General features: G+C 69.3%; 23 protein-coding genes. 11 read left to right on the plus strand and 12 right to left on the minus strand.

Annotation, left to right across the window (positions count from 1 at the left end):
• Positions 1-549: 549 nt before the first annotated feature.
• A complete protein-coding gene (locus LZ199_RS01685; RefSeq protein WP_253991865.1) occupies positions 550-774 on the minus strand; it encodes a hypothetical protein in 225 nt (74 codons plus the stop codon).
• A gap of 561 nt (positions 775-1,335) precedes the next feature.
• On the opposite strand from LZ199_RS01685, the gene LZ199_RS01690 reads away from it, so the two are divergent.
• Positions 1,336-2,853 carry a general secretion pathway protein GspE gene (locus tag LZ199_RS01690; RefSeq protein ID WP_253991866.1) on the plus strand — a complete coding sequence of 506 codons (1,518 nt, stop codon included), beginning with the start codon at positions 1,336-1,338 and terminating at the stop codon, positions 2,851-2,853.
• 316 nt (positions 2,854-3,169) lie between these two features.
• Positions 3,170-5,056: a DUF4185 domain-containing protein gene (locus tag LZ199_RS01695; RefSeq protein ID WP_253991867.1), complete on the plus strand. Its 1,887-nt coding sequence runs from the start codon at positions 3,170-3,172 to the stop codon at positions 5,054-5,056.
• A gap of 85 nt (positions 5,057-5,141) precedes the next feature.
• On the opposite strand, the gene LZ199_RS01700 is transcribed toward LZ199_RS01695, so the two are convergent.
• The gene (locus LZ199_RS01700) at positions 5,142-7,934 is read right to left on the minus strand and encodes a vitamin B12-dependent ribonucleotide reductase (RefSeq protein ID WP_253991868.1); all 2,793 of its coding nucleotides are present in this window, start codon (positions 7,932-7,934) and stop codon (positions 5,142-5,144) included.
• A gap of 605 nt (positions 7,935-8,539) precedes the next feature.
• On the opposite strand from LZ199_RS01700, the gene LZ199_RS01705 reads away from it, so the two are divergent.
• A complete protein-coding gene (locus LZ199_RS01705) occupies positions 8,540-8,881 on the plus strand; it encodes a (2Fe-2S) ferredoxin domain-containing protein (protein WP_141647047.1) in 342 nt (113 codons plus the stop codon).
• A 56-nt stretch (positions 8,882-8,937) separates the two neighbouring features.
• Here LZ199_RS01705 and LZ199_RS01710 read toward each other — a convergent pair whose 3' ends face one another.
• From LZ199_RS01710 to LZ199_RS01720, 3 genes are all read right to left on the minus strand, one after another.
• Positions 8,938-10,092, minus strand: coding sequence for a lytic polysaccharide monooxygenase (locus tag LZ199_RS01710; protein WP_253991869.1), 1,155 nt, complete (start codon positions 10,090-10,092; stop codon positions 8,938-8,940).
• 149 nt (positions 10,093-10,241) lie between these two features.
• Positions 10,242-10,952 carry a Bax inhibitor-1/YccA family protein gene (locus LZ199_RS01715; RefSeq protein WP_253991870.1) on the minus strand — a complete coding sequence of 237 codons (711 nt, stop codon included), beginning with the start codon at positions 10,950-10,952 and terminating at the stop codon, positions 10,242-10,244.
• Between the two features lie 96 nt (positions 10,953-11,048).
• Positions 11,049-12,521 carry a hypothetical protein gene (locus LZ199_RS01720; protein ID WP_253991871.1) on the minus strand — a complete coding sequence of 491 codons (1,473 nt, stop codon included), beginning with the start codon at positions 12,519-12,521 and terminating at the stop codon, positions 11,049-11,051.
• A gap of 344 nt (positions 12,522-12,865) precedes the next feature.
• Between LZ199_RS01720 and LZ199_RS01725 the strand changes: the two genes are divergently transcribed.
• The 7 genes from LZ199_RS01725 to LZ199_RS01755 all read left to right on the plus strand — a co-directional run bounded on the left by LZ199_RS01725 (position 12,866) and on the right by LZ199_RS01755 (position 17,952).
• A complete protein-coding gene (locus LZ199_RS01725; protein WP_407667153.1) occupies positions 12,866-13,300 on the plus strand; it encodes a hypothetical protein in 435 nt (144 codons plus the stop codon).
• A 299-nt stretch (positions 13,301-13,599) separates the two neighbouring features.
• Positions 13,600-14,094, plus strand: a complete 495-nt coding sequence (locus tag LZ199_RS01730; protein WP_253991872.1) for a hypothetical protein — start codon at positions 13,600-13,602, stop codon at positions 14,092-14,094.
• A gap of 85 nt (positions 14,095-14,179) precedes the next feature.
• The gene (locus LZ199_RS01735; RefSeq protein WP_253991873.1) at positions 14,180-14,560 is read left to right on the plus strand and encodes a hypothetical protein; all 381 of its coding nucleotides are present in this window, start codon (positions 14,180-14,182) and stop codon (positions 14,558-14,560) included.
• Between the two features lie 15 nt (positions 14,561-14,575).
• Entirely contained in the window at positions 14,576-15,217 is a 642-nt protein-coding gene (locus tag LZ199_RS01740) for a hypothetical protein (protein WP_253991874.1), read from the plus strand.
• Positions 15,189-16,913 (plus strand): tetratricopeptide repeat protein, encoded by a 1,725-nt coding sequence (locus LZ199_RS01745; RefSeq protein WP_253991875.1) that lies wholly within the window; start codon positions 15,189-15,191, stop codon positions 16,911-16,913. Before LZ199_RS01740 ends, LZ199_RS01745 begins: the two co-directional genes overlap by 29 nt.
• Before the next feature lie 23 nt (positions 16,914-16,936).
• Positions 16,937-17,326 carry a MerC domain-containing protein gene (locus tag LZ199_RS01750; protein ID WP_253991876.1) on the plus strand — a complete coding sequence of 130 codons (390 nt, stop codon included), beginning with the start codon at positions 16,937-16,939 and terminating at the stop codon, positions 17,324-17,326.
• Between the two features lie 77 nt (positions 17,327-17,403).
• Entirely contained in the window at positions 17,404-17,952 is a 549-nt protein-coding gene (locus tag LZ199_RS01755; RefSeq protein ID WP_253991877.1) for an isochorismatase family protein, read from the plus strand.
• A gap of 3 nt (positions 17,953-17,955) precedes the next feature.
• On the opposite strand, the gene LZ199_RS01760 is transcribed toward LZ199_RS01755, so the two are convergent.
• From LZ199_RS01760 to LZ199_RS01790, 7 genes are all read right to left on the minus strand, one after another.
• Positions 17,956-19,440, minus strand: a complete 1,485-nt coding sequence (locus LZ199_RS01760; protein ID WP_253991878.1) for a hypothetical protein — start codon at positions 19,438-19,440, stop codon at positions 17,956-17,958.
• A 95-nt stretch (positions 19,441-19,535) separates the two neighbouring features.
• A complete protein-coding gene (locus LZ199_RS01765; RefSeq protein ID WP_253991879.1) occupies positions 19,536-20,408 on the minus strand; it encodes a metal ABC transporter permease in 873 nt (290 codons plus the stop codon).
• Positions 20,389-21,210, minus strand: a complete 822-nt coding sequence (locus tag LZ199_RS01770) for a metal ABC transporter ATP-binding protein (protein ID WP_253991880.1) — start codon at positions 21,208-21,210, stop codon at positions 20,389-20,391. Before LZ199_RS01770 ends, LZ199_RS01765 begins: the two co-directional genes overlap by 20 nt.
• Positions 21,197-22,054 carry a hypothetical protein gene (locus LZ199_RS01775; RefSeq protein ID WP_253991881.1) on the minus strand — a complete coding sequence of 286 codons (858 nt, stop codon included), beginning with the start codon at positions 22,052-22,054 and terminating at the stop codon, positions 21,197-21,199. The genes LZ199_RS01770 and LZ199_RS01775 overlap by 14 nt, the downstream gene beginning before the upstream one ends.
• A gap of 3 nt (positions 22,055-22,057) precedes the next feature.
• Entirely contained in the window at positions 22,058-22,984 is a 927-nt protein-coding gene (locus tag LZ199_RS01780; protein ID WP_253991882.1) for a metal ABC transporter substrate-binding protein, read from the minus strand.
• Between the two features lie 25 nt (positions 22,985-23,009).
• Complete coding sequence (locus LZ199_RS01785; RefSeq protein WP_253991883.1) at positions 23,010-24,374, minus strand: zinc-regulated TonB-dependent outer membrane receptor; 1,365 nt, start codon at positions 24,372-24,374, stop codon at positions 23,010-23,012.
• Between the two features lie 80 nt (positions 24,375-24,454).
• Complete coding sequence (locus LZ199_RS01790) at positions 24,455-24,880, minus strand: hypothetical protein (RefSeq protein WP_253991884.1); 426 nt, start codon at positions 24,878-24,880, stop codon at positions 24,455-24,457.
• 139 nt (positions 24,881-25,019) lie between these two features.
• On the opposite strand from LZ199_RS01790, the gene LZ199_RS01795 reads away from it, so the two are divergent.
• Positions 25,020-25,379: a Rieske (2Fe-2S) protein gene (locus LZ199_RS01795; RefSeq protein WP_253991885.1), complete on the plus strand. Its 360-nt coding sequence runs from the start codon at positions 25,020-25,022 to the stop codon at positions 25,377-25,379.
• Positions 25,380-25,402 lie beyond the last annotated feature (23 nt).

Here is a 25,402-nt window from a genome sequence, read left to right on the forward strand (position 1 = left end):
GGAAGCTCATTCGCTGCCGCCGCCGCGGTTGTCTCCGAGCGTGAAGGCAGTGAAGCGGGCGTGACGACGGAAGCATCAGCGTCATGGAGCATCGAGAGCGAAGTGGGAGCGCCCGAGGTCGCTGCCTCCTCGGTTGCGCCTCGTGAGGAGAACAAGCCCACGTCGACGTCGTGGAGCATCACCCGTGAAACGAGTGCGGCTGAACTCGATGCGCTGGCGGTTGTCGCGCGTGAAGCCGTGAAGAAAGCGTCCGCGTCGTGGAGCATCGCGAATGAAGCGGATTCGGTTGATGCCGACGCGTCGGTGGTTGCTTCGCGCGAAGAAGCGAAGCCCCCGTCCCCAATGTGGAGCATCATCCGTGAACCGATTGGGGCCGAGGTCTCCTCGCTGGGGATTTCAGCGCGTGAGGAGGCTGCGACGCCAGGAAACATCGCCAGCGAGGCCGGCGCGCCCGATGTCGATGTCGCGATGGTTGCCTCGACTGAAGACGTGACGGACGCGCCCTCTCCGTGGCGCCTCGCGAGCGAAGGAACTCTGCTCGATGCCGCGTCAGTGCCTGTCACGACCGAAGGTCCTGCCCCAGTTGTCGCGGCTGAATCGTCCGTGTCGTCGGATGGCCGTGAGGGTCTCGCACCCGAAGGTGCTGCCGGGCTGCCAGAAGAGGTGCACGGGGGCGCTGCGTTCGAGCAGCCCGTTTCGACTGCATCCGCGACGGCTGTCGAGCAGCGCGCGGTGGTCGCGAATCCAGAAGTCCTGAGTCCCGCGCTGGCTCATGAGGCAACCGCGGTCACGTCGGTCGAGAGTGAGACACTCTCTCCGGCCGGTTTGCTCGCCGCCGAGGTTCCCCTCGCGACAGATGCGAGCTCAACCAAAGTCACCAGCTCCGAGACAGCGTCAACGCGCGGTGTGGACTCCTCCGAGACCACTCCGTCAAGTGACGTCCTGGTCTCCAAGGTCGAGACGGTCGACGCCAGCACGACCACAAGTGCCGCATCCGAAGAGCCCACCACGCTGCTGATTGCTTCGAGCGAAGCGCCGCCATCCCAGACCGCGACCGTCGAGCTTGGCGCGTTGACGGAAGACACCAGCGAGCACGTCTCGTCCGGGACAGCAGGGACCTCGACCGACAGCGCGCACGTTGCTCCTCAAGCGTCTCCAGAAGGAGCGGCATCCGAAGTCGCAGCGCCCGAGGCTCAGGACCCAGGCACCTCTACAGAGCCAGCGTCCGCGCACGCAGGACCACCGTTGTCAGTGGAGCAGGGCGAGGGACTGCTTCAATCAAGTCCACGAGGCGCGACGTCCACGGACTCGTTGGGCACGGCGGAATCGTCCGACGTGAATCCGTCCCCAACGAGCGAGCAGCCCACCTCCGCCACGGAGTCGACGACCGTCGCCTACCTGGACCTGAGCGCCGAATTCGCTTCGACGCTTGATGCCAGTCCCACGGATTCAGCGGACTCCACTCACGACGCGCAAGGCTCCAGTTCCACGAACGAAGGTGAGCCCTGGAAGCTCGTGAGGTCCGCGTCGAGTCACACAGGTCGTGCCCACGAACAGCACGAGCCCACCACGTCGGACGCAACCCCTCAGCCGAAGGGCCTCACGGCTGACGAGGACGTCAGCGAGGCGCTCGAACTGGAAGCCGCCGGCACCATGCTCGCGTCGCATGGCGAGCCGTCTTCACACGCTGGAGCCACGGCTCAGCGCGGTTCCGACACGTCGCCCACCGCGGTGGCCTCCGATTCCGCGAGCAGCCTTCCGTCTGTCACCGCCAGGGATTCGGAGTCACCCGACCTCCAGCACTCCAGCGCACCCGGAGGCACGGAGTCCGTCTCTACCGCTCGCGACGACGTCTCAGAAGAAGCCAGACCGTCGTCCCCCCTCGCCACGGAAGCGCAGGCGCCCACGGAGGCCACCGTCGTCTCACTGGACGCGGTCCGTGCGGCGAACGCGGAGTCCGCGGGTGCCCTCATCCCTGGGCCGTCCGAGTACACGACGCCCGTGCCCCCCGAGCCGGCACCTCGACCCGCTGCCACGCGGCGCGCGCCCATCGAACTCGATGATCTGCCCGCCACGGATGACGCGCCCATGCAGCTCGCGTCGACCTGGGAGTTCGTGGGGTGGCAGGGCTCCGATGGCAACGGCACCATCGGTCATGTCGCGGAGAGCACGTGGGATGACCGCGCGGTGGACCTCGACGGCACGGCGTCTCGCGCGGCGCCGGCGGGAGCCTCCGCGAGTGAGCTGCCCCTCGCCTCCGCCTGGGACTTCATCCAGCAGCCCTGGCAGCCCCAGGCCCGCGAGCAGTCGGAGGCGCTGACCGCGCTCCTGGCCGCGTCGGATGCCCCCACGGGGACGGGAAGCGAGGGCCCTGCGGTGTCGGCGGAGCAGGTGCTCACGGCCCTGGAGGATGTGGGAACGCAGGGCGTGCTCGGCAAGGTGCTGCTCGCGTACTGCGCCGGACGCTTCCAGCGGGCCTTCCTGCTCGGCGAGAGCTTCGGGCTCGTGCGCGTGGGGCATGCCTGGGGACCGGGAAGCGACAGCCCCCAGGTCTCCGCGCTCAAGGTGGACCTGGAGGCACCCTCGCTCCTGATGTCCTCATTGGGGCAGCTCGGGCCCAGCAGCTTCGACACGCCTTCGTGCGCCCAGGACGAGGCCATCTTCTCCGCGCTCGGCGGCCCCTCGTCGCGCCTGCTCGTCATGCCCATTCGCGCCCGGGGGCGCCCCGTGGCCTTCGTCATCGCGGACTCGGGTGGCGAGCCCGTGGACACCACGACGCTCGATGAGCTGACGCGCGTGTCCGCCAAGGCCTCGGAGGTCTACGACCGTCTCCCTGCGTCACGCGCGGACTGAGCTGAGCGGTGGCGCGGCGCGTGGTCCGTCATCCACGGGCCTCGCGCTCCCACCGGGTCGTCCCGCCACTCCCGACGAAGCGTTCATCCTGACACCGGGCCTGTCGGCCACGGACTGTCGGCCCGCGTGTCTGTGCTTGGATGCGCCCGCCGGGACGGCGGACTTGCGTTCCCTGGCATGGCGGTCCTGAACAACGCATCGAGACGAACCAGAGAGGCGGAGACGCACGATGAATCGTGAGCAGCCCCGGGTGTGGTCGTCGTTGCACCGAGCCGTATGGGTCCTGGCCTGGATGTACGCCGGAGTCGCTGGAGCCGTGACGCCGACGAACGTGACGAAGGTCTCCCGAGTGACGGGGGCAACCCCCGCCGGTGAGTTCCTCCCCAATCCCAACCAGACGCACGTGAATCACGAGGTGTATGGGACGGACCTCGGCATTGTCTGGGACAAGGGCGGGGGAGAGGTCTTCGTCCTCTTCGGCGACACGTTCGGCGCGGGCTGGTGTGGCAACGGCGGGTGCGGAACCGGCTGGCGCAGCAATGTCCTCGCGCGCTCTTCCGATACGAACCTGGCGGATGGCCTCACCTTCGCGTCGATGGTCCAGGATTACGCCCGGCACGCGAAGGAGATTCTCCCCTCCAGGAAGATCAACAACGACGAAATCACCGTCATCCCCACGGCGGGCGTCACGGTGGGCTCGCGCCACTTCATCCACTACATGTCCATCCACCACTGGGGCGAAGCCGGCCGCTGGTACACGAACCATGCGGGCCTCGCGTACTCGGACGACAACGGCCAGACGTGGGTGAAGCACCCGAGCGCGCGGTGGACGAACGACGCCTCGTGGACGAACAACTTCCAGATGGCCGCGCTCATCAAGAACGGTGGGTTCGTCTACCTGTACGGGACGCCGAACGGGCGCTACGGCAACGTCCACCTCGCGCGCGTGCCCGAGGGCTCGCTCCTGGACATCAACGCCTACCGGTACTGGGACGGCAACGGCTGGGCCGTGTCCCAGGCCTCGGCGCAACCCGTGGCCATTGGCATCGCCGGAGAGCTGTCTGTCTCGTACAACGCGGCGCTCGGCCGGTTCCTCATGACGTACCTGAACGAGCACCGTCAGGCCGCCGTCATGCGGGACGCCCCGACTCCCGTGGGGCCGTGGAGTGGTGAAAAGATTCTCGCCCTCGGCAGTCAGTTCCCGGGCCTCTACAACGCGTTCATCCACCCGTGGGGCAACACGACAACGAGCCTCTACTTCGTCATGTCGCAGTGGACGCCGTACAACACCTTCCTGATGCGAGCGACGCTCGTGGCGGACGCGGATGGAGACAACCTCCTCTCCGAGCCCGGCTTCGAGACCCAGTCCGCCACGCCCGTGACAGCGCCCTGGTACCCCGTGGGCAACGCAGGCGTGGACCGCAACGTCGGTCAGGCGCGGACCGGACAGGACAACGGCTTCGTGCGCTACGACTCCGGTTGGAATGCGCTGAAGCAGAGCGTCGTCGTCCAGCCGTACACCGACTACACGCTGCGAGGCTGGGTCCGCACGTCCTCGAACAACACGGCGGGCTTCTTCGGAGCGCGCGGGCCGGGCAACGGCCCCGTCCTGGGCGAGCGCGCCTTCGCCTCGCTGGCCGCGTACACGGAGCAGGTCGTCACCTTCAACTCCGGCCCCAACGCCATTGTCGAGGTCTACGGTGGCCTCTGGGCGGATGGAGACACCTGGATTCAACTCGATGACGTGAGCCTCAAGCGCGGCACCAACCTCGTCGCGCACGCGGGCTTCGAGCAGCAGTCCTCCACGAGCGCGACGTCCCCCTGGTATGCGGACGGCAACGCGGGCATCGACCGGGGAGCGGGCTTCGCGCGGACGGGCGCCAACAACGCCTGGGCCCGGGGCACGCAGGGCTGGCACGCCATCAAACAGGAAGCCGCAGTGACCCCACACACGCGCTACACGCTGAAGGGCTGGGTGCGCACGTCCGGCGCGCACAATGACGGCTACTTCGGCGCGCGCCTGCCCAGAGGCGGCCCCATCCTCGCCGAGGTCCACTACACCCAGCCCCTGTCGAGCTACACGCAGCTCTCGGTGAGCTTCGACTCCGGAGCGAACCACGCGGTGGAGCTGTTCGCGGGGACGTGGGCCTCCGGCACGGACACCTATATCCAGGTGGACGATGTCACGCTGACCCGCGACTGACGCGAGCACGGGAGGCACAAACGGCAAGGGCCCCGGAACCATCGGCTCCGGAGCCCTCGTCACCACGGTGGTCCGTGTCGGGTGCTCAGCTGCAGCCGCTGGTGGCGCCGCAGTTGCCGCACTTATAGCAGGCGCCGCTGCGCACCATGATGGCGCCGCAGGTGTGGCAGGGCGGGGCGTCCGCCTGGTTGAGCCACGTCGCGCGGGTGTTCTGCGCGGGGAGCGACAGCGAGGCCACCTGCGCGGGCAGCACGGGCTGCGTCGCCGGCGCGTCCGCTCGGGCGAGGATGGCGTCGTCCACCGCGTCCCCGTTCGGCAGGAACTTCAGCTCCAGCCACCGGAAGATGTAGTCGGTGATGGACTTGGCGATGGGGATGGCGGGGTTGCCCGTGAAGCCGCTCGGCTCGAAGCGCGTGTGGCTCAGCTTGTCGACCATCACCTTGAGCGGCACGCCGTACTGGAGCGCCAGGGAGATGCTGGTGGCGAAGCTGTCCATCAGCCCGCTGACCACCGAGCCCTCCTTCGCCATGACGATGAACAGCTCGCCCGGCGCCCCGTCCTCGTACATGCCCACCGTGAGGTAACCCTCATGGCCGCCGATGGAGAACTTGTGGGTGATGGAGCGCCGCTCGTCCGGCAGCCGGCGCCGCACCGCGCGAGGCTCGGGCTTCACCGCGGGCTCCACGACGGCGGCGGCCACCGGGGCCTTGCGCGTGTCCTTCACCGTCTCCTTCGACGTGTTCAACGGCTGCGTGCGCTTGCACCCGTCGCGGTACACGGCCACCGCCTTCAGGCCACGCTTCCACGACTCCATGTAGGCCTTCTCGATGTCCTCCACCGTGGAGTCCGACGGCATGTTCACCGTCTTGGAGATGGCACCGGAGAGGAACGGCTGGCAGGCCTCCATCATCTGGATGTGGCCCATCCAGTGGATGCTGCGCGAGCCGTTCGCCGGCTTGAACGCGCAGTCGAACACCGACAGGTGCTCGGCCTTCAGATGCGGGGCGCCTTCAATCGTGTCCGCCTTGTCCAGGGCGCTGATGATGTCCTGCGCCTGCGTCTGCGGATAGCCCAGCTTCTCCAGCGCCTGCGGCACCGTCTGGTTGACGATCTTCAACATCCCGCCGCCCACCAGCTTCTTGTACTTGATGAGCGCGATGTCGGGCTCGATGCCCGTGGTGTCGCAGTCCATCATGAAGCCGATGGTCCCCGTGGGCGCCAGCACCGTCACCTGGCTGTTGCGGAAGCCGTGCACCTCGCCGAGCGCCAGCGCCGCGTCCCACGCCGCCTTCTGCGCCGCGTGCAGCTCCGACGTCACCCCGTGCGACGGGACGTTGTACGCCGCCTTGCGGTGCTTGCGGATGACGCCCAGCATCGGCTCCGCGTTCTTCGCGTAGCCGGCGAACGGGCCCTGCTTCTCCGCCATGCGCGCGCTCATCGCGTACGCCTCGCCGCACATCAGCGAGGTGATGGCCGCCGCGTAGTTGCGGCCCGCGTCGGAGTCATACGGCAGCCCGGACGCCATCAGCAGCGCGCCCAGGTTCGCGAAGCCCAGGCCCAGCGGCCGGTAGTCGTGGCTGTTCTTGCCGATGCGCTCGGTGGGGTAGCGCGAGAAGCCGACGATGATCTCCTGCGCCAGCAGCAGCACGTCCACCGCGTGCTTGAAGGCGGGCACGTCGAAGTCGCCGGCGATGTCGCGGAAGTGCATCAGGTTCAGCGACGCCAGGTTGCACGCCGAATCGTCCAGGAACATGTACTCCGAGCAGGGGTTGGACGCGTTGATGCGCGCCGTGCCCGAGCACGTGTGCCAGTGGTTCACCGTCGTGTCGAACTGCATCCCCGGGTCACCGCACAGGTGCGCGGCCTCGGCGATTTCGCGGAACACGTCCCGCGCCCGCAGGGTCTCCAGCGGCTGGCCCTCGCGCACCGTGCGCGTCTGCCACGGCCCGTCGGTGACGACGGCCTTCATGAAGTCGTCGGTGACGCGCACCGAGTTGTTCGAGTTCTGGAAGAACACCGACGAGTACGCCTCGCCGTTGAACGACGGGTCATACCCGGCCTCGATGAGCGCCCAGGCCTTCTTCTCCTCGTTGGACTTGCACCGGATGAACTCGAGCACGTCCGGGTGGTCCGCGTTGAGGATGACCATCTTCGCCGCGCGGCGCGTCTTGCCGCCGCTCTTGATGACGCCGGCGAAGGCGTCGAAGCCGCGCATGAACGACACCGGCCCGGACGCGGTGCCGCCGCCCGCCAGCAGCTCCTTGCTGCCCCGGATGGTGGACAGGTTGCTGCCCGTGCCGCTGCCGTACTTGAAGAGCATGCCCTCCGTGCGCGCCAGCGTGAGGATGGACTCCATGGAGTCATCCACGCTGTTGATGAAGCACGCCGAACACTGCGGCTGCGCCTCCACGCCCACGTTGAACCAGACGGGCGAGTTGAACGACGCCTTCTGTCGCAGGAGCAGGTGCGTCAGCTCCGCGTGGAACGTCTCGCGGTCCGCCTCGGTGGAGAAGTAGCCCCCCTCCACGCCCCAGCGGGCCAGGGTGTCCACCACGCGCGCCACCAGCTTGCGCACGCTCGTCTCACGCTCGGGCGTCCCCGGCGTGCCGCGGAAATACTTCGACGCCACGACGTTCGTCGCCAGCATCGACCAGGAGCGGGGGACCTCGATGTTCTTCTGCTCGAAGACCGCCTTGCCGTCCTCACCGGTGATGCTCGCGCTGCGGTACTCCCACGCCAGCTCGTCCGCCGGGTCCACCCCAGGTGTCGTGAAGTAGCGCTCCACGCTCAGCCCCGTCGCGGCGACCTTTGCCTTGCCGCGCCCGACCCGCCGCTCCTTCCCGCTCACCATGGGCTTCGCACTCAGCTCCTTCTCCATGTCGCCACCCTCCAGATTCACTCTGAGTTGGAATGCAAAATTTAGCGAAACGCTAAGGGCGCGAGATTCCGAAGGTTCCAGGGACGTCACGCGGACAGGCGTGGACGACTCCGGAGTGGACTCGCGAAGCGTTGCGTGGGGGGCCGGTGGCCCCGACTCCAGATGGGGAGATTGCCTGGCCGCTGGCCGGGCGGCCGGATCAATAGGCGATCACGCCCGGACGATCAAGAAGCGCACTGACCCCAATAAATAGTGCTGCGCTTTGTCGCACACACTACAGAATGGGTCTCTGACGGCGAGTCTCGGTGCGGGGGAAAGCCGTAGCAGCCTGTAGCACGACCGGCCAGGAGGGGCTGAGCCACGGCCGCTCCGGCGCGATGTCAAGAGGGGGCTCTACGTTGGCTGATAACAACTTGCGAGACATGTAGCGTCACTCCGGCGCAAACGAGCGTGATCACTAGGGGACGTTTGCTGAGAGTCTGTGCATCAGGCCTGTATCCCGACAAGGGCGAAGGTTCGAAGCGTCATCTGGACGCCTGTTCGGTCCGTTGTCCGGCGGACAGGTGGGGGTCGATTTCGGCGAACCGGCGCGTTAGGAGGCGCTCATGCCCCCTCCGTTCCAGAGCCACGTCTTCGTCTGTACCAACCGCCGCCCGGATGGAAATCCGAAGGGGTGTTGCGCCTCCAAGGGCGCGGAGGAGGTGCGCGCGGCCTTCAAGGCGGAGCTGGACAAGCGTGGCGTGAAGGGGCGGATGCGCGCCAACGCGGCCGGGTGCCTCGACACCTGCTCCTTCGGCGTCTCCGTGGTCGTCTACCCGGAGGGCACCTGGTACGGCGGAGTGAAGGTGGAGGACGTGCCCGAAATCGTCGAGGAGCACCTGATGCAAGGCCGCCCGGTGGCGCGGCTGGTGATGCCCTTCGCACGAAAGGAGAAGGCGGAGAGCTGACGACTGTCGGCTCCCCGCCCTCGGGTCAGCTCATGCGGTGAGTGCGGAGGTCCGCTTCAGCGCACGAACTCCCACGCGTCGCTCCAGTGACTGCCCGTGCCCGGCGCGTAGTACGGCGCCGAGCCCTGGCACCAGCCGGAGTAGGGGAAGGGCTTGCAGCGGTAGATGCTCCCGTTCGTGCCCTGGACGAGCGTTCCCGCCACGTAGTTGGAGATGCCATTCGGATACGTGTACTGCGCCGGGTCTCCACCGCCGCCGCCCGAGGGCTTCTCGATGTCCAGCTGGAAGGTGTCGCTCGCCTCGCGCGAGTAGACGCGGTTGCCGGTGGCGCTGTTGACGGGGTTGACGACGCCGGTGGTCTGCAGCACGCCCACCTGCACGCGGCTGGAGCTGGCGTTCACCCGCTGGGCCAGCAGGTACATCCACGTGGCCGCGGGCGTGGCCGAGTCGAGCTGGAGCGGGTGCGTCTCCGCGTCACCCCCGCCGCTGTTGAACAGGCGCAGCGTCACCTTGCTCCGGGCCGGCAGGTCCTCGCGGGCCTGCACCGCGCCCAGCTCCTTCCACGACGTGGGGGGCGGCGGCGTGTTGCTGAACTTCACGTCGCTGCACGAGTAGAACGCCTCCGGGCTGTCGGCGCGCTGCCAGATGGCATAGATGACGTGCTGCCCCGTGCGGCCCTGCGGAAAGGGACACGTGAAGCGGTAGCGGTTGTTCGACTGCAGGGCGTTCCCCGTCAGCGTGCAGAAGGGGTTGGCCTCCAAGTCGGACCACTTCAGCGGCAGCGCCGGGTTGTAGCCCTCCTTCGTGACGTACAGGTGGAAGTAGGACGTCGCGTGCAGCGCCGTCGCGTGGAAGACGAACTCGAAGCGGTTGCTGGAGTCGGGGGTGATGAGCGTCGCGGGCCAGTCCGTGCGCGCCAGGTCCAGGCCCTTGTGGCTCTCGTTGGCGGCGCTGCACAGCTTGCCGTCGGCGATGAGCTCACGGTGCCGGCCGTTGGCCGCGCCCTGCCGCACGCCGTTCCAGTCATAGAGCGCCTGCGTGCCTCCGGATTGGACGGCGGCCTTGCACGCCGCGGACTTGGGCGACTCGGGACCTTCCTTGAAGCAGCTGTAGACGCGGCTGAGGGGGACCTCCATGGAGCCGTGCGCTGACGCCAGACTGGCGGACAGCAGGGACAGCACGACGAGTGATGACGCGAGGGGCCTGAACATTGCGGGTTTCCTCCTGTGCGAAGGGATGGAGGAAAGAAGGCCGGAAATCGGGTCAACGCTTTGAAAACGAAAAGCGGCGACGCGGTCCACAGAGGGAACGCGCCGCCGCTTGCTTGCTCGAACTTCGGCTGGAACTGTCGACTGGCCGACTAGCGGCGGCGACCCATCAGCCGGAGGATGGCGAGGAACAGGTTGATGAAGTCCAGGTAGAGCGTCAGCGCGCCGACGATGCTCACCGTGGCGGCGCTGCTGTAGCCGGTGTTGGCGTGCATCTCCCGCAGCTTCTGGGTGTCGTACGCCGTCAGGCCGGCGAAGACGAGCACCGACGCGCAGGCGACGACGAAGGACATCATGTCACTGCGCATGAAGATGTTGACGACGCTCGCCAGCACCACGCCGATGAGGCCCATGAAGAGGAAGGTGCCCCACGCGCTCAGGTCCTTCTTGGTGATGGTGCCGTACAGGGCCATGGCCCCGTAGACGCCCGCCGTCAGGAAGAACGCCTGGGCGATGCTGCCCGCCGTGTAGACGAGGAAGAGGATGGCGAACGTCATCCCCGTGAGCGCCGAGTAGCCGAGGAACATCGCCGCGGCCACCGGGCCCGACAGGCGCGGCGCGAGGAACGACAGCGCGAGCACCGCGCCCACCTGGGCAATCATGAAGCCCAGGCGCCAGTCGATGACCGTGCGCAAGAGCGCCTCGTTGCTCAGCGTCAGGAGCGCCATCACGCCCGTGACGAGCAGCCCTCCAAACATCCACCCATGCACGCGCGTCATGAACGCGCGCTTCGACTCCTGCACCAGGACGGAGTTGGCCGAGTCGCTCTCGGCCGTCTGCCATCCGGAAGTTTCCCAGGCCATGAACCGTATCCTTTCGCGCCGGAGCTTCAGCCCGGCGGCGTCACTGCTTATAGCGTCTTCGTCCGGGGCGTGCCCGGACCCCCACGGAACCTTCCCTTAAATCGCCTTCCACGCGAGCAAAAGCTTCGAGGCGACTTCGGTGGTGATGAGGGGCAGCACGCCGCCGCCGCCCACGATATTCACGATTTCCGCCATGGAGCCCCGGCACACGCCTCCCCAGGCAGGCTGCTTCGCCAGCCCCACCGAGGCGTATGCCGAGTAGTCGACGAAGAAGGACGTGGGGAGCACCGTCCCGTTCGGCTCGCAGAGCAGGTGGTCCTCGGGAGGCGAGTCGACAATCTGCTGCACCACGAAGCCCCCGCCCGTCGTGTCCGACGCCGCGCGAGCACACAGCTCCGGCCAGGCGAGCAGCTCGCCATACGCGGCCGTCACCCGCTCCGAGTAGGGCACCGTGCCCTCCGAGCGACCGAGGAACACCGCCTTGCCGCCGTAGTCCCAGGCCCGCTTGAGCACGAAGCGGGCGGGCGTCCGAGCGACTTCGGCGACCAGGTCGTCCAGTCGCCCGCCATCAGGGCCGGTGGCGGGGCCCGGGCGGAAGACCCGCGTCCAGGGCACGGAGGTCCGCACCGCCTCCAGCTCGTCGTCGGTGAGGCCGGCGGCCTGGGCGAGCGCGGGCTCCGCGAGCGCCTGCGAGAGCCGGGCGAACGTCGACTTCGCCTCCACCTGCGACGCGGGCGGGTTGAGGAACACGGCCTTCTTGCCGGGCACGGTGGAGAGGAAGTCCTCCACCCAAGGAGACGGCGACTGCTCCAGCCGGCGCACGAAGAGGTGGCGATAGACGAGGTCGTACTTCTTGCCGCGCACCTCGAAGGCGTCGTCGCCGGAGACCTCGTCCGGGTGCACCACGTCCGCGTCGGCGCCCATCTCGCGGAAGCGCTCGCACAGCCAGCGCAGCTCGGAGATCTGCGCGTCGTTGCGGCGGCACAAGAGCGCCACCGTGTCCGGGAACCTGCCGGGCCGCTCGGCGGCATAGCCATCCAGGAGCGCGCGGTACAGCGCCAGCGCGTTGCTGCCGTTGAGGGCCAGGAGCGAGGCCAGCGCCTTCTCCGGATAGCGGAAGTGCCGCGCCACCACCTCGATGAACGAGCGGGCCGCGATGTCCGAGTAGCCCTGCATGGCCGGAATGGTCGCGTTGACCTCCAGCGCCCAGGGCTTGCCGCCCGACACGAAGTAGTCGACGCGCGTCGTGGCGAGCCGCTCGGACTGTCGCCAGGTGCGCTCCGCGAGCGTGCGCTCCAGCGGGGACAGGGCGCCCAGGAGTTCCTGCGCGTCGGGCCCGTCGAGCGTGGCGCGCGCCATCTTCACCGTGGCGGAGGACAGGCGCGCGGACAGCTCCGCGCGGCGGCGGATCTCCGCGGCATCCAGGATGACGGGCGTGGCGGTGATGGGGATGGGACGGGTGGTGCCATCCAACTGCGTCACCGCCAACCCCCGCTTGTAGGCGAGCTGTGACAGCTCGGGCGCGAAGTGGCGTGCCTGGTGTCGCAGCACGTCGATGAGCTCTTGCACGGGTCTTTCTGTCCCTCGGCTTGCCCGGGACTCGCCCGGGAGCCGGTGAACCTATTCCCGGCGGCCCCCACCGTCCATCGGCGCGAGCCCCTACGTCTCCGCCCGAGGGCACGTCCCCGCGAGGTTCCTGGCGGCCCGGGCGTCATCCAGCACCTGCCGTGTGTGTGTGCCCGCATGGGGTGCGTCGTGCCGCCCGGCGGCGTGCGCTCGCCTGGCCCGCCCATGGCCTGACATCGGCGTACCGCTCGGCGCGCGGATGGGATGTGTGTCATTCCATGTGACTTGCACGCGCGCTCCGTCTGGCTTACAACCGCATTGCGTTTACCGCTGGAAATCCCTCCCCCGTGAGCCGCTCCCTCCGCCCAACGCCTTCGTGTCTCGCCCGGTCGCGCCTGCTGGCGCTGCCGCTTGTGGCCGTGTGTGCGCTGGCGTACATGGGGAACGTGCTTCACTTCGCCCTGGTCCAGCACGCGACGTGCTTGGAGCACGGGGAGGTGGTCCACGTGGAGGAGGGCGGCTCGCACCTGGCCCCTGTCGTGGAGGAGTCCTTCGACGACGTGCGGCTCGCGTCCCGTGAGGATGCGCCCGCGGGTCATGGCGCCGAGGCGCACTGTCTTCACATGTTGATCCGCCGCGAGGCCCCGCCTCCGGTGGAGGGCACGTCTGTCCTTGCGCGCGTGCCCACGCGTTCCGCGCCGGCGCTGGCGGTGTTCCGCTTCCAAGCGGAGCCTGTTGCCCGGTTGCACCTGGCCCCCAAGGCCTCTCCGCCTCGCGCCTGAGCCACCACCCAGGGTACGCGTCCGTCGCTTACGGCACAGTCATGCCGTGAGAAGGCCGCGGTCCGTGGCGTCTGACTGACGTCCGGTTCCGGAAAAGGGAGCCGTGCGTCAGCCACCGCGCGACGCGCCGCCGGATGGCTCGTTTCCCCTGCGTGCACGCTCTCGCCCCCCGTGTCGCGCACGTTCCGCGCGATTCCCACCCCGCCTCCGGTGTCCGTGCTGGCTCCGCCTTCCCTGGCGGGGTCCGTGGCGGCGTTGGTGGCTGGGGACCTGATGTCCATCCACGTGGAGCTACACACATGAACAAGAAGCTTCTGGCCGCCCTCCTGATGTCCACCGCGCTCCTGTCCGCCGCCTGTGGCGATGATGACGAGGCGCCCGAGGAGAATGTCGACGTCGAGGGGTGCGAGCACCTGCGCGAGGGCCCGGCCGTCGCCGTCCTCGCGACCCTCACGGGCACGCCTCCGACGGTGGCCAACAACCACCGCCGCTACGACATCACGCTGGTGGACGGAACGGGCGGCCGCTCTGGCTCCGTGTCGTTCGCCGCGTCGGAGGCCACGGACTACGTCTTCTTCACCAGCGCGGACGTCCCCGTGTCCATCACCGATGGCAGCGGCGCGGCGGTGGAGATCGAGGAGAGCACCAAGAGCTCCGAGACGTGCAGCGAAATCAAGGGACGGCACATCGTCCCGCTGACGGTCGGCACGCACACCATCACCTTCGGTCCCACGTCGGCGGCGTCCGTCAACCTCGTCATCGAGGAGGCGTCGCACGAGGGCCACGAGCACTAGCCGCGAGCCCGGGGCGCGTGGCCCCGGTGCTTCACCCCGCATCCGGGGCCGGCCCTGGCGCCGGCCCCTCCTGGAGACGAAGACCATGGGAGCCTTTCAGCAGTTTTTGACCGAGAAGCAGATTGCCTCCGACACGCTGCTGCGCCTGTCGCGCCAGCTGGAGGCCCAGGCCGACACCGACCGCGCGTTGAAGCGCAAGCGCTCCGACAAGCGGCGCGAAAAGGACACGCAGGGCAAGAGCTACGCGGAGCTGTCGCTGCCCAAGCCGAAGAGTGGCCGGGGCGTGAGCAAGCAGCAGCTCCAGGCGGCGCTCGCGGACCTGCCGCTGCCACGTCGCGTGCGCGGCAAGCTGGTGCGGGCCGTCAACGCGGTGCTCTCCAAGAAGGGGAGTGGCGCGGTGGAGCCCAAGGCGCTGTTCGGTGACGCGGCCGTTCGCACCGGGCCCGCGAAGAAGTCCGCGAGCTGAGTCGGGAGGCCCCACGTGTCATTCGCCGAAGCCCCGCCGATTCTTCCTCAGGACGTCCTCCGGGACGCGGACCGTTTGTTCGACGTCACCCTGTGGTGCCTCGGGCAGGACGTGCGCTGCCCGGAGGGAAACCTCCTCATGCGTCGCGGCCTGGTCCGCCACGCGCGGCCCGAGGGGGTGGAAGGTCAAAGCGCGTACTCCGTCGCGTTGCCGGACGGAGGTCGGCTGTCGCTGTGGGGCTTCGGCGCGTTGTGCGAGTGCGGTCAGTCCGTCTTCGTCCCACGAGACGGCTTCACCCCTCGCTGGTTGGAGCGTGCGCCGGAGGGGCCCGCGTATCGGGCCTGTGAGCTGGGCACGTGGCGGGCTCCCGCCAGTGGGGAGGAGCGGCGCGAGGTCCGTCGGAGCCTGACGGGGCTCGCCGAGTGGTTCGCCGGGCACGAGGACTGGGTGGCCCGGGAAGTGGGGCTCGAGTGGAGGCGCGCCTGCGTGGCGGCTCGGCGCAAGGCGCCTCCTGTTCCACCGGAGACGCTGGCCGCCGCGTGGTGGCGGCTCGGCACGCGCATCCGCTCGCTGGATGTGGGTTTCAACGCCTGTGGCGCCTCGGGTTCCGGGGCACTGGGAGGACATCATGCTGTCGCGACTGCTGCGCAACGATGAGCCATCCGTCTACGTCCAGGCCGCCTGGGAGGACGTCGCGGACGAGGCGCTTCCTCGTCCCGTGCTCCGCGAGGGGCTGGGCACTTCGCACCTGAAGGTGAGCACGCGGGTGCCGCTGGCGCAGGCCTGGTTCGACCAGGGCTTGAGCCTGCTGCACCTGGGCTGGGGACCGGAGGCGCGGCGCTCCTTCGCGGAGGCGGCGCGGTTGGACCCGGAGCTGGCCATGGCGTGGTGGGGCCTGGCGCTGACGCGGGGGGCTGGAGCGCGCTTCGCCACGGCGCGGGCGGAGGCGATGGCTCGAGCGCTCGCGCTGAGCGAGGGCCTGCCCGACGTGGAGCAGCGCTACATCGTCGCGGCCAGCCTGCTCGCGGAGAAGGGGCCTTCCAACGGCCGCCATGCCTTCGTGCGGGAGATGGAGGGGCTGGTCGACCGCCATCCCGAGGACGCGGAGGCGAAGCTGCTGCTGGCGGGGTTCCTGGCGGACGGGTACGAGCCGGACGGCCGCCCCGGACAGGGACAGCCCTACGCGCAGGCGTTGCTGCGGGAACTCTTGCGCACGCACCCTGACCACGCGGGCGTCCACTTCGCGTGGCTGTGCACCATGCTCCCGAGCCCCCGACCCGAGGCGGCGAGGGACAGCGCGCTGCGACTCCCGAAGCTCGCGCCCGGAGCCAGCTTCGCGCTGTTGATGTCGGGACGGCTGCTGGGCCGGCTGGGTGAGACCGACGCGGCCTACCGGGTGCTGGAGGCCGCGGTGGAGGCGGACGACGCGTACCTCGAGGCCGAGTCGCTGCCCACCGTCTTCGCGCCCTGCGCGGAGCTGGCAATGCGGCTCTTGAGCCAGGGCTGCGCGGAGGCGGGGCAGTACAGCGACGCGCAGACGTGGGCGCGGCGGCTGCGTCAGCGTGTGGAGTCGGCGGGAGGCGAGCCCCAGGCCGTGCTCTTCGCGGCGACCACGCTGGTGTCCACGCACCTGCGCTTCGGGTTCTGCCGCGCGGCGGCGGACGTGTCGCTGGAGCTCGCCGGTGAGCTGACCGTCGCCGAGCAGGTGCTGCGCGACGGGGTCCGGCTGTACACGCGGGGCATCAACGCGCTGGACGCGGGGCGACTGCCGGATGCGGAGCGCGCGTGCGCGTCGCTCGAAGCGCTGCAGCCCGTGCTGGCCGAGGTGCGTCGCTCCGAGACTCGTGCCCTGTGCCCGCGAGATGTCTCCCGGGTGCTGGAGGTCGCGGAGTGCGAGCTGCGCGGCGCGCTGGAGTCGCGTCGGGGAGACGGTGGCCGCGCGGAGGCCACGTTGATTCGGGCGTGGCGCATGGAGCGACGGCTGCGCGCGTCGGGCCCGGCGGCATTCTCTCGGCACGCGCGGGAGACGCTGGCGCGCGCCCGCCTGCGCGGTGAGCGCGAGGAGAAGGCGCTGGAGCTGGCCCGGGCCCTTGTCGAAGAGCGTCCCGGGTGCGGCCACTTCCGGCTGCTGTTGGCTGAAGCGCGCGCGGCGCTGGGAGAGCGCGTGCTGGCGGTGCAGGACTTCAATTCCTTCCTCGACCGGTGGCGTGACGCGGACGCGCACCTGCCGGAGCTGCGGCGCGCGAGGACGTACATCGATGGCCGGGGCCGTGTCCTGCGGCTGGTCCACACTTCCGAGGCGCCGCTCCCGGTGCCTCCCGACTTCCGTCCCCTGGAGAAGGTGTCCTGTTGAGTGCTTTGGAACGAAGTCTCGCCGTGCCCTCGCGTTGGGATGGGGTGGGGCAGTTGCTCTCCGCGCTGTGCGTCGTCCACTGCGTGGTGCTTCCCGCCGTGCTCGGGCTCCTGCCCGCCGCGGCGGCGCGGTGGCTGAGTGGGGAGGAGACGCATCAGGGGCTCCTGGCGCTGGCCCTGATGGGGGCGCTCGCGGCCTTCATCCCGGGCTGGCGGGTGCACCGTCGGCTGGGAGTGCCGGTGCTCGCCGTCAGCGGACTGACGATGCTGGCGGCGGGAGCGTTCCTGGTGCCGGAGGGCGTGGGCGAGGGCTGGGAGATGGGGCTCACCCTGGGGGGCGGGCTGTTGATGGCGGTGGCACACGGGCGCAACCGAGCCCTGTGCCGCGAGTGTTGCCCGCCCGAAGTCGGCTGAGCGGAAGCGTCGAGCCCGGAGCGTCCGATGCGCCCACCGCTTGACGGGCCGGAGTCGTTCGCGCGAGGAGAGGGGGCATGCCCACCTTCCGTCTCACGCAGGACCAGGCCGCGTTGCTCGTCGTGGACATCCAGGAGCGCCTGTGCGCGGCCATGGACCGCGACGCGCTGGACCGGATGCTCGCGCGCACCAGCGCCGCCGTCGAAGGCGCCCGGGCGCTTGGCCTCCCCGTCATCATCACCGAGCAGTATCCCCAGGGCCTGGGGCCCACGCACTCGCTGCTGCGGCTGAAGCTGGGGAGCTTCAAGGCGGTGGAGAAGCTGGAGTTCAGCGCCGCCGTGCCGGACGTCCTCGCGCAGTTGGGGACTCGCAAGCAGGTGCTGCTGGCCGGCATGGAGACGCACATCTGTGTCTTCCAGACGGTGCGGGACCTGGCGGAGCGCGGCTACACGCCGGTGTTGCTGGCGGACGCGGTGATGTCGCGCTCGACGGAGGACCGGCGCGTGGGGTTGGAGCTGTGTCGCGACGCCGGAGCGACGGTGGCCACGGTGGAGGCCGCGCTGTTCGACCTGCTCGGGCGCGCGGGCACGCCCGAGTTCAAGAAGGTCTCCACCGCGGTCCGCTGACGCCTAGAACATCGGAGGTTTCTCTCCATCCCGGCGCGGCGGCAGCGGGGGGCGAACGGGAAGCGGCGCCTCCTGCTGCTTGGAGATGGCGGGGAGGGACGGCGTCAGCGCTCCCACGTAGAGCATGCCGTGGGTGCCATCGGGCGTCGGCGCGTCGAAGGACGTGATGAACGGCGACATGCCGGGGCGCGCCGCCACCCTGCCCGAGGGCGTGGAGCCGATGAGCCCGCACTGGAGCTTCCCGTCGCGGTCCAGGTCGCAGCCCCAGCGCGTTCCCTGGGCGTAGCTCATCTCCAACACGACGAGGCGCGGGGACTTCAACAGATGCGCCATGGGCGTGAAGTCCTGGTCCCAGGGCGTGCCGGCGACGGTGCGCGTGTGCGTGTTGCCGGCGAGGATGACCTGGACCTCGAACGGTTGTGCCTCGCGGCGCTGGTTCCAGAACGCGGCCTGCAGACCATCGCGTTTGCTGCCGCCCGCCAGGTCCGTGTCATACGCCAGGAGCGTCACGCTCAGCCCGGCCATGCGCATGGCGCGGACGCGGTCGACGAGGTCCATGATGGCGCGGCTGCTGCGGCCATCCTGGTAGGGCCGTTGCCAGAAGCGTCCCTCTAGCAGCGCATCCTGGTCCGACGGAGCCCCCGCGCTCGCGAGGTAGCGGTCCACCCGTTCCTGCTCGGAGCGGGGAATGGACAACCCCAGCGCGACGGGCAGTCCCGCCTCGGCGATTTGACACACCAACTCGCCCATCACCGTGGGAGCTTCACGAGAGCCGAGCTGTTCTCCCACCAGCAGCGTCAGTCCGAGGTCCAGCACCTCCGGGAGCCCCCGCATGGCTTCGCCGCAGGGGCCCGCTTCGGAAGCCTCTGCCTTCCACCTCGTGAGGTAGAAGTCCGAGTCGCGCACGGCCCTGGGGCGCGGCTCCTCTCGCGCGTTGCCGCTCACCACCTCCAACGACGGGGTCGACTCCAGTCGCAGCGTCAGCTCCCGCTCGAGGTCCAGGTCTCGCGTGCCGTTCGTCAGCGTGCGCAGCTCGATGCGTTCGCTCCGCGCCATTCGGAGCGGTGGCCCACGGTCGAAGGGGCTCGAGTCGTGGACGTAGTAGTTGTAGTGGATTCTCCACCAGTTATCGACCTGGTTGACGTCGTTGCCCATCGCGTTGAAGGTCATCCGGAAGATGCGGACGACGGACTGTCGCGGACCCACGGAGATGCCCGTCACCACGAAGCGCGTGTAGCGGTCATTCCCCGTGTCTCCCCTGTCCGAGGTCTTCCACTTCGTGAGGAACTGGGTGGGGTCCGTCGTCTCCTCGATGGCGTGTCCTCGAGAGGCGAGCAGCTGCCGGGTGGCGGCCAGCGCTTCTTCCAGGGGCTTCTGGAAGACGTGCTCGAACTTTGGCGTCTCCTGCTCCACGGTGCGGGGGCCATGCGCGCAGCCCACGCAGGTGGCCCAGAACAACCAGCACATCGCCAAGGCACGGAAGCTCATGTCGCGGTCCCCTCTGGAAGCGCCTCGTCGTTGTCGAGGCTGCTTCCGGAAACGCGATGTCTCAGGGCCCATATCGAAGCGGGCGGGAGTGCCTTTCAGCGTGCGCGCTGCACGAGCTGGATGAGTGCGCGCGCACCCATGGCCAGGCCCACCAGCATCGCGGCGACCACCGTCTGAGAACCTCCGACCGGGAAGTCGAAGAAGTAGGCGAACATGTAGCCGCCCACGCCGGAGACGATGCCCGCGAGCGTGGCCACGAAGAATGTCCACGGCAGTCGCAAGTCCAGCATCAGCGCGGCGATGGCGGACAGCGTGGAGAAGGCGAACACCGGCAGGGCACCGAGGGCGCGGGCGCACACGCCCACCATGACGCCGATGGACACCATGAGCACGCCGTCCAACAGCCGGACGGGCAGCCCCTGCACCAGCGCGCCGATGCGGTCGAAGCTCGCGAAGGTGATGCCCCGGTACCACCACAGGTGGATGACCATGACGAGGATGCTGGCGATGGCCACGGTGCGCAGCTGCTCGGGCGTCACCAGCACGGCGGTGCCGAAGAGGATGCCCTGGATGTCGTGGGACTCCTGGGCGATGCGGTCGCCCACCAGCACGGCCGCGCCACCGGAGAGGGCATAGGCGAGGCCCAGCAGGCTCTCCCGCGTCAGCCGCAGCCGGGTGGGGTCCATCATCAGCAGCAGCGTCGCCAGCAGCGCGAGCGCGGTGGCGCCGATGACGGGCTCCACTTCGAAGCCCAGGTGGATGCCCATGTAGAAGGCCAGCGCCACGCCCAGGCCGGCGGACTGGGCCACCGCGGCGCTGACGAACACCATGCGCCGCAGCACCACGTAGACGCTCAGGAAGCCGAGCACGCCGCCGGCCAGCAGGGCGCACAGCAGCGGGTCCCGGAACAGCTCGAACCCCTCGACGAACTGCTGCCACTGGGATGGTTCAGCGAGCATCGGATCCACGGTGGGGTCCCTCGGGGGCGCGGTGGCAGTACTCGTCGCCGTACTGACGACGGAAGGCGGGGTGACAGAACACGGTGCGCGCGTCGCCCACGACGAAGGCGGAGGTCTCCCGGTCCACGAAGAGCAGCACGTCCGCGTGCTCGGCGGCGACCTCCAGGTCGTGGCACACGACGACGACACCCAGCCCTCGTTGGCGCGCGAGCAAGCACAGCCGCTGCATCGTCTCGCGCTCGGCGACGGCGTCCATGGCGGCGGTGGGCTCGTCGAGCAGCACCATGTCCGCCTCGGTGGCGATGAGCCGGGCCAGGAGCGTGCGCTGCTTCTGGCCTTCGGACAGCTCGCGGTAGGGCCTGTTCGCGATGGCCTTGGCCCCGGCTGTCTCCAGGGCCGTCTCCACGGCGTCGCGGTCCGCCTTGCGGGCGAACGGCCACAGGAAGCTCCAGTTGCGCAGCCGGCCCCAGGCGGTCAGCTCTCGTGCCCGCAGCGGCAGCAGCGAGTCGATGCCGGACGTCTGCGGCACATAGGCGCTGCGCATCTCTGGATGTCCTCGGGCGATGGTGCCCGACACCGGGTCGATCATCCCGAGCAACGTCTTGAACCAGGTGCTCTTGCCGGAGCCGTTGCGGCCCACGACGGCGACGAACTGGCCACGGCGGATGACCATGTTGATGGGCGGCAACATGGCCTTGTCGTTGTAGCCGATGACCAGCTCCGTGCAGGTCAGCAGCGGCTCGCCGAAGGTGAAGGTCGGCGGCACGGAGTGGCTCGCGGCGTCCGGGCTCACGGGTTCATCGGTCTTCACGTCGCACCTCCGCTTGGGGCTTCAACGCCGCGAGCTCCTCGAACAGGGCCTTGCGCGCCGCCTCGTTGGAGACGGTGCCCAGGTCCAGCACGCCATCCACGCCGGGCGTCAACGCGGCCCAGTCCAGCCCGTCGAACACGGTGGGAGGCACCTCCAGTGTCAGCGCCAGCTTCACGCGAGGCTTGTGCTCGCGGTCGGATGGCACATCCACGTCACCCGCCAACGTGAAGAGCGGCGTGGCCTCCTCGCCCTCCGCGCCGCCCTCGGACACCACCGTCATCCGGAAGGGTGTCTGGGCGAGTCGCGGCGTGGCGCGCGAGTCCCGCACGACGCCCGTCAGCGTCACCGACGTCACTTCCCAGACGCCTCGGGAGACGGCGGTGCGGGGCAGCTCGCAGTCCGGCTCACACTCCACCGGCGTGGTCTCCGGGGCCAGCAGGTTCAGCTCGCCATCCACGTGCAGCGCGGCGACGAGCGTGGAGGAGGAGCCTCCGCCACCCAGCTCCGCTTCGATGTCCTCGTAGTCCACGAGCGCGCCGCCGTCGCTGTGACAGTGGCCGTTGTGGCACAGGCTGTAGCCTGGGGGCGGATTGGCGGGGTCGAACGTCGTCGGCCCTCCGCCGCCCGCGCCACCCACCAGCTCCACGTGGGAGATGCCCAGCGCGGCCGAGCCCAGGCTCACCTGATAGTCCGACGCGAGGCGCTGGAAGCCATTGCCCGCGTCGCGCGAGGCCACGGGTACGTAGCTGGCGGTGACGGTGGGCTCCAGCACCGCGAAGCCCTCGCCCGAGTCCAGCGCGCAGCCGGACAGCAGCAAGAAGAGGAGCAGCAGTCGAGTCCGCATGACTCAGCCTCCCTTCCCGCCGGTGAGCCCCTTCTCCAGGTTGCCCACCAGCTCGTTGATGTGCTGGACGTACGTCTCACCCGCGCGGAAGTCCGTGCCGCCGTGGAGGATGACGAGCGGCGCGGGAATCATGCCCGCGAGCATCTTCGCCTCGCGGTCGTTGTAGTAGCTCTCGATGAGCACCATGCGCGCCTTGCGCTGCCGGCCGAGCACGAGGACTCCGGCCACGTGGGACGGATTGGGCGGGATGCCCGGCTTGGGCTCCAGGAACGCGATGGGCTCGAAGCCCAGCCAGTCCGCGAGATACGCCGTCGTCCGATGGAACGCGATGATGGGCGCGCCGCGCAGCCCGGCCAGCCGCTTCTCCCAGCCGACGCGCGCGGCATCCAGCTCCGCGGTCAGCTTCGCCGCGTTGGCGCGGTAGGTCGCCGCGTTCTTGGCGTCGAGCTGCGCCAGTCGCTCGGCGATGCCGCGAGCCACCGCCGCGCCCTGGCGCGGGTCATAGAGGTAGTGGGGGTTGCCGCCGGGGTGCACGTCGCCCTCGCTGCGGTCCACCTTGGTCGCGGGAATCTCCAGCAGGCGAACGAACTGCGAGGCATTGAGGAAGCCGGGGTTGCCCACCTGGATGCGCGGGTTGCGCGAGCCCGTCTGGAGGTTCGGCAGCCAGCCGATCTCCAAGTCCAGGCCCACGCTGATGAGCAGGTCCGCGTTCCTCAGCGCGAGCGCGAGGCTGGGCTTCGCGTCGACGCGGTGCGGGTCCTGGCTTCCCAGCGCCATGGACTGCACCTGGACCAGGTCTCCGCCCACTGCCTTGGTGATGGCGGCGAGGTCCGGGAGGGTGGTGACGACATTGACGGCCGCTCGCGCGGGGGCGGCGGCGAAGAGACAGAGGGCGGCGCACAGGGCCGCGACGAAACGAAAGTGGCGCATGGGGCAGGGCTCCCGTGAAAAAGGTTCAGAACGCATGGGCGCCGTGGGCGCCTGTCACCAGCTCGAGCGCGAGGAAGACGGAGTAGTCCGCCTCGTCGCGCCAACGTGCCCGGTCTCTGGCGGCCTGCACGCGCAGGCGGGAGAACTCGGTGGGCCAGAAGGTGAGGTTGGCGGAGAGTCGGTCCCGGTTCTTGGTCCACTCCGGGTCCAGCGGATCCAACGCCACCTGGCCGCCTTCACCCTTCGCCGGCGTGCCAAGCTCGTAGCGCGCGGCGGCGGCCCAGCGCTGGGAGAAGCGCCACGCGAGCTGGGCGTAGGTGTTGATATCCGTCAGCACGTCGTCGGGCACCTGCCGTCGCCGGTACAGGGCCTCCACCTGGAGGGTGACGAGCGTGTTGCTGGCCTCGGTGATGGGCCGGTAGCGCAGGTACACGTCGGTGCCGAAGACATCCGTGCGGTTTCGATAGCCGGTGGGATTGGGGCCGGTGGCGGCGGACAGTCCCCACATCAAGGACAGGTCATCCGACAGGGAGAAGAACTGCTTGAGGATGCCCGTGGCCTGGAGGTCCAGCGGCGAGAGGACGCGGTCGTTCGACGCGCCCAGGAAGCTGCGAGCGGTGGCTTCTCCCGTGGCATCGGTGAGGCTTCCCGTCAGCTCCACATACCAGGGCAGCGGCGTCAGCCAGGACAGCTCCACGCCCAGACCTCGGTTGCCCTCCGCGCCGAAGACGCGGCTCATGGCGAAGGGCTGGTCCACGAAGTCCCACGCGTGCGGGTGCGTGGCATTCAGGCGGCCGAAGCGCGTGAGGAACTGGCCCGCACGCACCTGGAGGCTGCCGGGGAGGGCCAGCGTGGTGCCGTAGGCCTCCTCGATTTCGACGCCGAACTGGCTGTAGACGATGTTCGCGTCGAAGCGGAAGTACGGATCCACCACCGAGCCGATGGACAGCTCCAACTGCTGGAGGTTGAAGCCGTTGCGCGTGGGGTCGTGCGCGCCGCCCTGGAGCGGCTCCTTGGACGTGAACGCCGCGGCGGCGATATCCAGGATGAAGCTCATGTCCAGGAAGTTGGTGCCGCTCGTCCCGCCGGGAATCGACAGCGGCAGGCCGCCTCCGGGCGTGGAGTCCGGCGCGGAGGATGTACTGGCGGGAACACCCTGCTGGGTGTTGCCCCCGAAGGCCTTCTCGATTTCGGCCATCTCCTCGGGCGTGAGGCCCGCGGGGACTTCCTCGGGTGTACCTGCGTCGGCGCTGGGCTCTGATGACTCGGGGACTCCCGCATCAAGAGGAAGGGGAGGGGTTTCCTGTGCCGAGGCGGACGCCGCGGAGAACAGGGCTGCGATGGACACGGCGATGAAGGCGCCGTGCAGACGAACGAAGACGGATGACACCGGGGATGCTCCTCGAAACCGGGACGCACGCGTGCGCATGCACCCCACTGCGAGACCTGACCACACCTGCTGGACGCGACTCAGGCGTGCGCGGGTGGCGAGGACTTGGGAGCGGTGTCGAGGACGGAGAGCGGAGGGGCGACGCGCGGAGGCGCGGTGGACGGACGGCTGACCGCGAGCCGGGGCAGCGTCCACGACGACGGCGAGGTGAAGAACAGCTCGTCCCGCGTGCTCGACGTCAGCAGCGGGCACGCCTCATGGGTCAGCCGCGTCGAGTCGGGGTTCGACGAGGGGAGGGCGGAGAGCTGCGCCAGCTTCTCGGGCGCAAGCCTCGCCTGGATGGAGCCGGTGCCCCGGGCCGTCTCCTCGAACGTCTGGTGCTCGGGACAGAAGCGGTGGGCGTGCGCGTCCCGGACGTGGAGCAGGGCCCCCAGCGGTTGCAACGCCCACAGCGCGACGAGCAGCGTCGCGATGCCACGGACGAAGATATGTGCGCGCTGGATCATCGGAAGAGAGGGCCGTTCAGGTGCTCTACTGACGGCACCTGGGAGAGTCAAGGCAGGCTAGCACGGCGGTGGGACGGACACCTCTGTCACCGCATTCACCGGGATGGTCCTGGGGACATGGGCGGTTGGAGACACCTGTATGGATGAAGGACAGCCGGACGGACGATTCATTCCGGTGGCTCGGCTCGCCGCGTTGGACGCACGCGGTCGTGCCGTGGTCCAGGTGGGAGACACCCGGGTGGCGCTTGTCCGGGTGGACGGGCGGCTCCATGCCCTGAGCGACACCTGTCCTCACCGAGGCGGCTCGCTGCACGAGGGCGACCTGGACGGGCACCTGCTCCATTGTCCCCTGCATGCCTGGCCCTTCGATGTGCGGACGGGGCGCTGCCCCTGGCGCCCCGACGCGAGCGTTCGCATCTACGAGGTCCGCGTGCGAGGTGAGGAGATCCTCGTCGCGGCATCGGATAGCGTCCCTCCCGCTGAACGCCCGCCCCTGTAGGAGTCCTCGCCCCCGTGACTTCG

The organism is Myxococcus qinghaiensis (assembly GCF_024198215.1).
Classification (GTDB): Bacteria; Myxococcota; Myxococcia; order Myxococcales; family Myxococcaceae; genus Myxococcus; species Myxococcus qinghaiensis.